The organism is Puerhibacterium puerhi (genome assembly GCF_009846865.1).
GTDB classification, from domain to species: domain Bacteria; phylum Actinomycetota; class Actinomycetes; order Actinomycetales; family Cellulomonadaceae; genus Puerhibacterium; species Puerhibacterium puerhi.
Map to the genome: position 1 here is coordinate 59,725 of NZ_WUWN01000019.1, position 8,637 is coordinate 68,361.

Below are 8,637 nucleotides of genomic sequence, written 5' to 3' on the forward strand. Positions count from 1 at the left end.
CGCGATGACCGACTCCCCCACGTCCACGACCGCCTCCCCCGACGGCTCGGCCGGCGAGGGCCCGCGCGTCCGCCCCGAGCGCGTCACCCACGCGCTGGTGCGGGACGTCCGGCTGCCCGGCGGCGCCGGCACGATGGCCCTGGTGACGCTCGACAACGGGCTCGACCACACCAAGCCGAGCACCCTCGGCCCGCAGGGCCTCGCCGAGCTCGCCGAGCGCCTGCGCGAGCAGCGGGCGCGCGCCGAGCGCGGCGAGATCGCCGCCATCGGCGTGACCGGCAAGCCGTACGTCCTGGCCGCCGGCGCCGACCTGCTCGGCGTCGGAGCCGTGCGCACCCGCGAGGAGGCGCTCGAGCTGGGCCGCGCCGGCCACCGCGCCTACGAGCTGCTGCACGAGGCAGGAGTGCCGACGTTCGCCTTCGTCAACGGCGTCGCGCTCGGCGGCGGCCTGGAGGTCGCGCTGAACTGCGACTACCGCACGGTCGCCGCCGACGCCGGGGGGCTCGGCCTGCCGGAGACCGGCCTCGGCCTGGTGCCCGGCTGGGGCGGGGCGTACCTCGTGCCGCGCCTGGTCGGCATCGAGAAGGCCGTCGACGTCGTGCTGCGCCGCCCGGCCGCCAACAAGCCGTTCACGCCCGCCGAGGCGCTCGAGCTCGGCCTGGTCGACGCGCTGTTCGACGCCGCCGACTTCCTCGAGCAGTCGATCGCCTGGGCCGCCCGGGTGGTGCGCGGCGAGGTCACCGTGGCCCGGCGGGAGCCCGACCCGGCCCCGGTGGTCGAGGCCGTCGTGGCCGGCACCCGCCGCTACCTCGACGCCGTCGTCGCCGGCTCGCGCCCCGCGCCGTACCGCGCGCTGGACCTCATGGCGGCCGCCGCCGCGCCGGCGCCCGGCTACGACCGCGCCGCGGCCTTCGCCGCCGAGGACGAGGCGCTGGCCGACCTGCTGATGACCGACGAGATGCGCGCCGGCGTCTACGCCTTCCAGCTCGTCTCCGGCGGCAAGAAGCCGCAGGGTGCCCCGGACCCGGCCCTCGCCCGGCCCGTGACGCGCGTCGGCATCGTCGGCGCGGGGCTCATGGCCGCGCAGATCGCCCTGCTGGTCGCCCAGCGCCTCCAGGTGCCCGTCGTCATGCGCGACCTCGACACCGAGCGCGTCGACAAGGGCCTGGGCTACGTGCGCGCCACCGTCGACAAGCTGGTCGCCCGCGGCCGCATGTCGCCCGACGCCGCGGCCCGCATCACCGCGTCCGTGCACGGCACCACCGACCTGCACGACCTCGCCGGCTGCGACGTCGTGGTCGAGGCGGTCACCGAGATCCTCTCGCTCAAGCAGAAGGTGTTCGCCGAGCTCGAGCAGGTCGTGCGCCCCGACGCGGTGCTCGCGACCAACACCTCGGCGCTGTCGGTCACGCAGATGGCCGCGGACCTGCAGCACCCCGAGCGCGTGGTGGGCATCCACTTCTTCAACCCCGTGGCGCAGATGCCGCTGGTCGAGGTGGTGCGCGCCGAGCGCACCGGCGACGAGGCGCTGGCCACCGCGTTCGCGGTGACGAAGAAGCTGCGCAAGACGGCGGTGCTGGTCGCCGACCGGCCCGGGTTCGTGGTCAACCGCCTGCTGCTGCTGGTCATGGGCCAGGTCCTCGGCGCGATCGAGGACGGCACGCCGGTCGAGGTCGCCGACGCCGCGCTGGCCCCGCTCGGCTTCCCGATGCCCACGTTCGAGCTGCTCGACCTCGTGGGCCCGGCCGTCGGCCTGCACGTGCTCACCTCGCTGCGCGAGGACCTCGGCCCCGACCGGTTCCCGGCCTCGCCGGGTTTGGAGAAGATCGTCGCCGACGGCGTGCGCGTGGTGCTCGACCCGCCGGCGCCGGGGCTGCCCAAGCCGGTCGACCCGGCCGTGCAGGAGGTGTTCGGGCCCGCCCGCCCGGGCGAGCCGGACGTGCTGGACGGGCCGGGCGTGCTCGACGCGGTGCTCACCGGTCTCGCGGCCGAGGTCGGCCGGATGCTCGACGAGGGCGTCGTGGCCACGCCGCAGCAGATCGACCTGTGCATGATCCTCGGCGCCGGGTGGGGCTTCCACACCGGCGGGATCACGCCGTACCTCGACCGCACCGGCTACAGCGAGCGGGTGCTCGGGCGGCGGCTGCTGCCCGACGGCGTCGCGAACGTGCCGCGCGGCTGAGCCGCCCCTGCTGCTGAGCTCACCCTGCTGCTGAGCCGCCTGCGGCGAGCCGACGACGACGGCGGCCGGTCCCGGACCGGCCGCCGTCGTGCTGCCCGGGGGAACCTCACCCGCGGGCGGGCCGGGACCTGCTGGTGCCGCGCTGCCGGCCGAGGCACACTCGTCGCATGACGGCGAGGCTGCCCTGGCTGGCGCACCTGTCGCGCGCGGAGCTGGAGCTGCTGGCGACGGAGCTGGCGGCCGGGCTCGCCGCGCGCCCGGCGTCGCCGGACCGCGACCGCGCGGAGGCGGACCTCGGGTGCTGGGAGGCGATCGCCGAGGCCTACGGCGGCGTCGCCGACGACCCGGAGGCGCCCCCGGCGGTGTGACGTCGGTCGTCGGCCGCGCGGTGCCCGGCCGCCTCTGCCATGCTTCCGGTCGTGACATCGCTGCGCTCGTTCGGGGTCGAGGAAGAGCTGCTCCTGGTGGCGGAGGACGGCTCGCCGTTCGCCCGCGCCCAGGCCGTGCTGGACAACGCCGAGGAGGCCGACGGCCCCCTCGAGAACGAGTTCATGGAGGAACAGCTCGAGACGGCCACGCCGCCCACGCACTCCCTCACCGAGCTCGCCGACGCGCTGCGGGCCGGCCGCCGCGGCGCCCAGGACGCCGCCGAGCGGCAGGGTGCACGGGTCGCCGCCCTGGCGACGTCGCCCGTCGAGTTCACCGGCACCACCGTGGGCAAGCTGCGCTACCTGCGCGCCCGCGAGCAGTTCGGCCTCACGGCGCGCGAGCAGCTGACCAGCGGCTGCCACGTGCACGTGTCGGTGTCCGACGACGCCGAGGGCGTGGAGATCATCGACCGCATCGGCCCCTGGCTGGCGCCCCTGCTGGCGATCAGCGTCAACTCGCCGTTCTGGCAGGGGCAGGACACCGGGTACCACAGCTTCCGCTCGCAGGTGTGGGCCCGCTGGCCCACCGCCGGCCCCACCCGGGCCTTCCGCACCCCGGAGGCCTACCACGACGCCGTCAAGGCGCTCGTGGCCACGGGCACGATCCTCGACGAGAACATGGTCTACTTCGACGCCCGGCTCTCGGCGCGGTACCCCACCGTCGAGATCCGCGTCGCGGACGTGTGCCTCGACTCCTCGACCGCCGCGCTGCTGGCGGCGCTCGCCCGCGGGCTGGTGGAGACCGTCGCGCGCGAGGCGGCCCAGGGCGCGCCGCTGCCGGAGGTCCCGCCGGAGATCCTGCGCACCGCGCACTGGCGCGCGGGTCGCTCCGGGCTCGACGGCGACCTGCTCGACCCGCGCACGGGGCGCCCGGCCGGGGCGCACGACGTCGTCGGCGCGCTGGTGGCCTACGTGCGCGAGGCGCTCGTCGACGCGGGCGACCTCGACGCGGTCACCGAGCTGCTCGGGCGGCTGTGGTCCGCGGGCTCCGGCGCGGCGCGCCAGCGGGCCTGGGCGGCCGACTCCGGCGACCTCGGCGCCGTGGCGCTGCGCGCGGCCGACGCGTTCCTCTCCTGACCGCGCCCGTCGCCGGCCCGGCGCCAGGGCCGGGACGGGGCGGGCCTGGCCGGGACGGCGCGGGGTTCAGAGCAGCGCGAGCGCCGTCAGCGCGTCCCGGGTCGCGTCCGCGGCGGTCATCCGCTGCGCGGCCAGCACCTGGTCGCGGCTGGCGTGGTCGAGGAAGCCGACCGGCAGGCCCACGTGCACGTGCGGGGTGACGATGCCCTGCTCCCCCGCCCGCTGCGCGAGCATCGCGCCCACGCCGCCGTCGACCACGCCGTCCTCGAGCGTGACCACCAGGTCGTGCTCGCCGGAGAGCTTCACCAGCGCCTCCGGCACGGGCAGCACCCACGTGGGAGCGGCCACCGTCACCTCGAGCCCGTGGGCCGCGAGCGCCTCGCCCGTGGCGAGCGCCGTGCCGGCCAGCGAGCCGACCCCGACGACGAGCACGCGGCGCCCCGCGCCCGCGGCCACGTCCCCCGTGGCGGCGTGCCTTGCGACGACGTCCACGCCGTCCAGCTCCTCGACCGCCGGGACGGGGTCGACCAGCGCGCCCTTGGGGTAGCGCACCACGGTCGGGGCGTCGTCGACGTCGACGGCCTGGCGCAGCGCGGCGCGCAGCGTCGGCTCGTCGCGCGGGGCGGCCAGGCGCAGGCCGGGCACGATCCGCAGCATCGCCATGTCCCACATGCCGTTGTGGCTGGCCCCGTCGTCGCCGGTGACGCCGGCGCGGTCGAGCACGAACGTCACGCCCGCCTTGTGCAGCGCCACGTCCATGAGCACCTGGTCGAAGGCGCGGTTGAGGAACGTGGCGTACACCGCGACGACGGGGTGCAGGCCGCCGAACGCCATGCCGGCGGCGGACGTCGCGGCGTGCTGCTCGGCGATGCCGACGTCGAAGGTGCGGTCGGGGAACTCCGCGGCGAACGGCGCCAGCCCCACGGGGTGCAGCATCGCGGCGGTGACCGCGACGACGTCGGGCCGGCGGCGGCCGATCGCGACGATCTCGTCGGCGAACACGCTGGTCCAGCCGAAGCGGCTGGGCGCGACCGGCAGCCCGGTCTCCGGGTGGATCTGCCCGACGGCGTGGAAGCGGTCGGCGACGTCCTGCTCGGCCGGCGTGTAGCCGCGGCCCTTCTCGGTGATGGCGTGCACGATGACCGGCGCGCCGTACGCCTTGGCCCGGCGCAGCGCGTGCTCCATCGCCACGACGTCGTGCCCGTCCACCGGGCCGACGTACTTGATGCCCAGGTCCTCGAACATGCCCTGCGGCGCGACGACGTCCTTGAGGCCCTTCTTCAGCCCGTGCAGCCAGTCGTAGGCGAAGCGGCCGGGCGCGCCGGTGCGGTGCAGGGCGCGCTTGCCCCACTCGAGGAACTGCTCGTAGCCGCGGGTGGTGCGCAGGGTGTGCAGGTGGTTGGCCAGGCCGCCGATGGTCGGCGAGTACGACCGGCCGTTGTCGTTGACCACGATGACCAGGCGGCGGTCGGAGGCGGCGATGTTGTTCAGCGCCTCCCAGGCCATGCCGCCGGTGAGCGCGCCGTCGCCGATGACGGCCACGGCCGTGCGGTCGGTCTCGCCCTTGACGTGGTTGGCCTTGGCGACGCCGTCCGCCCAGGACAGCGCGGTGGAGGCGTGCGAGTTCTCGACCACGTCGTGCTCGGACTCCGCGCGCGACGGGTAGCCCGACAGCCCGCCGCGCTTGCGCAGCGCGGAGAAGTCCTGGCGGCCCGTGAGCAGCTTGTGCACGTACGACTGGTGGCCGGTGTCGAACACGATCGTGTCGCGCGGCGAGGCGAACACGCGGTGCAGCGCGATGGTCAGCTCGACGACGCCGAGGTTGGGCCCGAGGTGCCCGCCCGTGCGGGAGACCTCCTGCACGAGGAAACGACGGATCTCGGCCGCCAGCGCGGTGGTCTCCGCGGTGGTGAGCCGACGCACGTCCTCGGGCGACCGGATGCCGGCCAGCAGACCCATTGACACTCCTTCGATCGTGGCCGTACCACTCTAGGCGCTCGGTGGCGCCCACCCGCACGGCGAGCGCGCAGCGCGGCCCGCGCTCACGCGATCTGCACGCGGCGCTCACCCGGCCGGCGCGCCGGCGGACCGCCGGGCGGCGCCGTCGGACACCGCCCCTGCCCGACGTGGCCGTCGACACACCGCCCGGCGCGTCGAGGCGGTACGTTTTCAGTGCCGACGGGAACATCTCACCGTCGGCACGCGAGCGCGGCCGCGGCCGGCCGCGCCGAGACCTCTGGGGACCACCAGTGCGCTTCCTCGACGGGCAGCAGCCCACCACCGACCTCACCTACGGCGACGTCTTCCTCGTCCCGTCCCGCTCGGACGTCACGAGCCGGTTCGACGTCGACCTGTCCACCGACGACGGCACCGGGACCACCATCCCGGTGGTCGTCGCGAACATGACCGCCGTCTCCGGCCGGCGGATGGCCGAGACGGTCGCCCGCCGCGGCGGCGTCGCGATCATCCCGCAGGACATCCCGGCCGACGTCGTCGCCGACGTCGTCGCGAGCGTCAAGGCCAAGGACCCCGTGGTGGAGACGCCCGTGGTCGTCGCGCCGACCGAGACCGTCGCGACGGTGCTGACCCTGCTCGGCAAGCGCGCGCACGGCGCGGCCGTCGTGGTCGAGGACGGCCGCCCGGTCGGCGTCGTCACCGAGGCCGACTGCGCCGGCGTCGACCGCTTCGCCCAGGTGCGCCGCGTGATGTCGGCCGAGCTGGTCGCCCTGGACGCCGCCGACGTCGAGCGCGAGGGCCTCGAGGCGACGTACGAGCGGCTGCACGCCGCCAAGGTGCCCCTGGCGCCGGTGGTGCGCGACGGCGTGCTGGCGGGCGTGCTCACCCGCAAGGGCGTGGTCCGCTCGCACGTGTACCGGCCCGCGCTCGACGCCGACGGCCGGCTGCGGGTCGGCGCGGCCGTGGGCATCAACGGCGACGTCGCCGCCAAGGCCAAGGACCTGCTCGCCGCGGGTGTCGACGTCCTGGTCGTCGACACGGCGCACGGCCACCAGACCAAGATGCTGCAGGCCCTCGACGCCGTCCGCTCGGTCGCCCCGGACGTGCCGGTCGTCGCCGGCAACGTGGTCACCGCCGACGGCGTACGCGACCTCGTCGCGGCGGGCGCCGACATCCTCAAGGTCGGCGTGGGCCCGGGCGCGATGTGCACCACCCGCATGCAGACCGCCGTCGGGCGCCCGCAGTTCTCCGCCGTGCTGGAGTGTGCGGACGCCGCGCGCGAGCTGGGCAAGCACGTGTGGGCCGACGGCGGCGTGCGCCACCCCCGCGACGTCGCCCTCGCCCTGGCCGCCGGCGCCTCGCAGGTGATGATCGGATCCTGGTTCGCCGGCACGTACGAGTCACCCGGCGACCTGCACGACGACGGCACCGGCCGGCTCTACAAGGAGAGCTTCGGCATGGCCTCGGCGCGGGCCGTCGCCGCCCGCACCGCCGGGGCCGGCACGGCGTTCGACCGCGCCCGCAAGGCGCTGTACGAGGAGGGCATCTCCACCGGGAAGATGTATCTCGACCCGCAGCGCCCCGGCGTCGAGGACCTGCTCGACGAGATCACGTCGGGCCTGCGCTCCTCGTGCACGTACGCCGGCGCCCGCACGCTGGCCGAGTTCCACGAGCGCGCGGTGGTGGGCGTGCAGTCGGCGGCCGGCTACCAGGAGGGCATGCCGCTGCCGACGAGCTGGTGACCGCTCGCGCGTGACCTGCGCCGCTGAGCGTCGGGCGCGGGCGGGCTAGCCTCGGCGGGTGACCACCGTCGAGGCCGGCTCCGCCCGCGCCCAGCTGCTCGCGCTCGCCCACGACCCGGCATTCCCCGGGCCGTGGCCGCACGCGCGCGGCGCGCTGGCCGACCCGGCCGCGGCGCGCCCCGCGGCCGTGCTCGTGCTGTTCGGCATCCTCGACGGGCTGCCCGCCGACCACGAGGCGCAGGCGCAGGCCGTCGCGGCCGACCTCGACGTGCTGCTGCTGGCGCGCGCGACGACGCTGCGGTCGCACGCCGGCCAGGTGGCGTTCCCCGGCGGGCGCATCGACCCCGACGACGACGGCCCGGTCGCCGCGGCGCTGCGCGAGGCCGTCGAGGAGACCGGCCTGGACGCCGGCGGCGTGGAGGTGCTCGGCGCGCTGCCGGAGATCCCGATGCCCGGGAGCAACCACCGCGTCACCCCCGTGCTGGGCTGGTGGTCGCGCCCCACGCCCGTGGGCGTGGTCGACGTCGCCGAGTCGGCGGCCGTGTTCCGCGTCCCGGTGGCGGACCTGCTCGACCCGGCCCGGCGGTACACCTCGGTGCTGCGCCGCGGCGGTCGCACGTGGCGCGGCCCGGCGTTCGTCGTCGAGGCCGACGGCGTCGAGCACCTGGTGTGGGGGTTCACCGCCGGCGTCCTCGACTCGCTGTTCGAGCACCTGGGCTGGAGCGAGCCGTGGGACGCCGCCCGCGAGCTCGAGATCCCGTGACCGGCGCGGGCGCGCGCTGATGGTCGCCGCCGACCTCGACGTCACCGTGGGGCTGGGCCGGGCCCTGCTCGCCGAGCAGCACCCCGACCTCCTGGCCCACGGCGACCTGGTCGTGGCCGCCCACGGCTGGGACAACGTCATGCTGCGGCTCGGCGACGACCTCGCCGTGCGGCTGCCGCGCCGCGCCCTCGCCGCGCACCTGGTGGAGCACGAGCAGCGGGCGCTGCCCGCGCTGGCCGCCCGGCTCGCGCCGACGGGCGTCGCCGTGCCGGCGCCCGTGCGGGTGGGGCGCCCCAGCGCGGCGCTCGGCTACCCGTGGGCCTGGAGCGTCGTGCCGTGGCTCGACGGCGTCGGCGCCGAGACCACGCCGATCGCCGCGCGCACGGCGTGGGCGCCGGCCTTCGGCGCGTTCCTCGCGGCGCTGCACGTGCCCGACGGCGCCGCCGGCGCGCCGGACAACCCGCTGCGCGGCGTGCCGCTGGCCGAGCG

General features: G+C 76.4%; 7 protein-coding genes. 6 read left to right on the forward strand and 1 reads right to left on the reverse strand.

Going from position 1 to position 8,637, the window contains the following annotated elements:
• The first annotated feature begins 4 nt into the window (after nt 1–4).
• The 3 genes from GSF02_RS11665 to GSF02_RS11675 all read left to right on the forward strand — a co-directional run bounded on the left by GSF02_RS11665 (nt 5) and on the right by GSF02_RS11675 (nt 3,687).
• The gene (locus GSF02_RS11665; RefSeq protein WP_159796361.1) at nt 5–2,182 is read left to right on the forward strand and encodes a 3-hydroxyacyl-CoA dehydrogenase NAD-binding domain-containing protein; all 2,178 of its coding nucleotides are present in this window, start codon (nt 5–7) and stop codon (nt 2,180–2,182) included.
• Between the two features lie 167 nt (nt 2,183–2,349).
• Nucleotides 2,350–2,550, forward strand: a complete 201-nt coding sequence (locus tag GSF02_RS11670; protein ID WP_159796364.1) for a hypothetical protein — start codon at nt 2,350–2,352, stop codon at nt 2,548–2,550.
• A 39-nt stretch (nt 2,551–2,589) separates the two neighbouring features.
• Nucleotides 2,590–3,687 carry a carboxylate-amine ligase gene (locus GSF02_RS11675; protein ID WP_159796367.1) on the forward strand — a complete coding sequence of 366 codons (1,098 nt, stop codon included), beginning with the start codon at nt 2,590–2,592 and terminating at the stop codon, nt 3,685–3,687.
• Nucleotides 3,688–3,753: 66 nt separating this feature from the next.
• On the opposite strand, the gene dxs is transcribed toward GSF02_RS11675, so the two are convergent.
• Nucleotides 3,754–5,646 carry a 1-deoxy-D-xylulose-5-phosphate synthase gene (gene dxs, locus GSF02_RS11680; protein WP_159796370.1) on the reverse strand — a complete coding sequence of 631 codons (1,893 nt, stop codon included), beginning with the start codon at nt 5,644–5,646 and terminating at the stop codon, nt 3,754–3,756.
• A gap of 290 nt (nt 5,647–5,936) precedes the next feature.
• Here dxs and guaB1 point away from each other — a divergent pair, with 290 nt between their 5' ends.
• The 3 genes from guaB1 to GSF02_RS11695 all read left to right on the forward strand — a co-directional run.
• Nucleotides 5,937–7,385, forward strand: coding sequence for a GMP reductase (gene guaB1 / locus GSF02_RS11685; protein WP_159796373.1), 1,449 nt, complete (start codon nt 5,937–5,939; stop codon nt 7,383–7,385).
• 58 nt (nt 7,386–7,443) lie between these two features.
• Nucleotides 7,444–8,148, forward strand: coding sequence for an NUDIX hydrolase (locus GSF02_RS11690; RefSeq protein WP_159796376.1), 705 nt, complete (start codon nt 7,444–7,446; stop codon nt 8,146–8,148).
• A 19-nt stretch (nt 8,149–8,167) separates the two neighbouring features.
• Nucleotides 8,168–8,637: phosphotransferase (locus GSF02_RS11695; protein WP_159796379.1), on the forward strand; the 470-nt coding region annotated here is incomplete at its 3' end.

Coding starts and splice junctions, on each gene's coding strand:
- GSF02_RS11665 (WP_159796361.1), top strand. CDS start 5: ATGACCGACTCCCCCACGTCCACGACCGCCTCCCCCGACGGCTCGGCC.
- GSF02_RS11670 (WP_159796364.1), top strand. CDS start 2,350: ATGACGGCGAGGCTGCCCTGGCTGGCGCACCTGTCGCGCGCGGAGCTG.
- GSF02_RS11675 (WP_159796367.1), top strand. CDS start 2,590: ATGCTTCCGGTCGTGACATCGCTGCGCTCGTTCGGGGTCGAGGAAGAG.
- dxs (WP_159796370.1), bottom strand. CDS start 5,646: ATGGGTCTGCTGGCCGGCATCCGGTCGCCCGAGGACGTGCGTCGGCTC.